Here is a 1,259-nt window from a genome sequence, read left to right as displayed (position 1 = left end):
CCGCCGCCGCGACCTACGCCTACAAGAACCTCGGCTACAAGAAGGCCGCCGTCCTCACCGACGTCGCCAACGACTACGCCGTGGGCCTCTCCAACTTCTTCAAAAAGACCTTTAAGAAGATCGGCGGCGAACTCGTTGCCGATATGAAGTACAGCTCCGGCGACCAGGACTTCACCGCCCAGCTCACCGAGCTCATCAGCAAGAAGCCCGACATCGTGTTCATGCCCGCCTACTTCGCCGAAGGCGCCATCATCATGAAGCAGGCCCGCGAACTCGGCGCGACCTTCGTGCTCATGGGTGCCGACGCCATGGACAACCCCGATACCCTCAAGATCGGCGGCAAGGCTGTGGAAGGCTTCCTCCACACAACCTTCCCCTATGACGTCAACATGGAAAACATGAGCGCCGAAGCCAAGACCTTCACCGATGCGTGGAAGAAGAACTTCCCCAACAAGGATCCCAACGTGAACTCCGCGCTCGGCTATAACTGCTACAACATCATTCTGGACGCCCTCACCCGCGCGGGCAAGGCCGATACCGAAGCCCTGACCGCCGCTCTCGCCGCCACCAAGAACCTGCCCACCGCCCTTGGCGTGCTGAGCATCAATGAAACCCATGACGCCGAAATGCCCGTGGGCATCATCAAGTACATGGACGGCAAGCGTAAGTACATCGGCGACGCCATCGCTGAATAGCTCTGCCTCAGAATGCGGGAGGGGGAAACCTCTCCCGCCTGCGGATGTTCGGCGACAGCGGCACAGGCTGCTGTCGCCGTCCTGCGGCTGTTCCCGCGGGTCTTGTCGAAACTTTCGGATAAGGCAGGCACTATGAGTCTGGACATGTTCTTCCAGCACTTCTTCAATGCCCTGACACTGGGTTCCCTGTATGGCCTCATCGCCATCGGGTACACGATGGTGTACGGGATATTGCGGCTGATCAACTTCGCCCACGGCGACATTCTCATGTTGGGGGCCTATTTCGTCTTTTACGGCACCACGACATTCTTCCTGCCCTGGGGGGTGGCCGTGGTGGTGGCCATCCTCGCGGCCAGCGCCGTCGGCATCCTGGTGGACCGCATCGCCTACCGGCCCCTGCGCGACGCCCCGCGCATTTCGGCGCTCATCAGTGCCATCGCCGTATCCTTCTTCATCGAAAGCCTCTCCGTGGTGGTGTTTTCCGGCCTTCCGCGCCCCGTGTACCAGCCGGAATGGCTCATGACGCCCATCAATTTCGGGCAATTGAAGCTGCTGCCGATCACG

At 60.5% G+C, this 1,259-nt stretch carries 2 protein-coding genes; both read left to right on the top strand.

Going from position 1 to position 1,259, the window contains the following annotated elements; translation table 11 throughout:
* Positions 1 to 695 (top strand): ABC transporter substrate-binding protein (locus tag HMPREF0178_RS17215; protein ID WP_009381136.1); only part of this gene is annotated, 695 nt, incomplete at its 5' end.
* 132 nt (positions 696 to 827) lie between these two features.
* On the top strand, positions 828 to 1,259 hold a 432-nt coding region (locus HMPREF0178_RS17210; protein WP_009381135.1), incomplete at its 3' end, for a branched-chain amino acid ABC transporter permease.

The sequence above is a fragment of the Bilophila sp. 4_1_30 genome (genome assembly GCF_000224655.1).
Taxonomy (GTDB): domain Bacteria; phylum Desulfobacterota; class Desulfovibrionia; order Desulfovibrionales; family Desulfovibrionaceae; genus Bilophila; species Bilophila wadsworthia.
The sequence above is the reverse complement of the archived record's forward strand: the minus strand, read 5'-3'. Positions and strand labels throughout refer to the sequence as shown.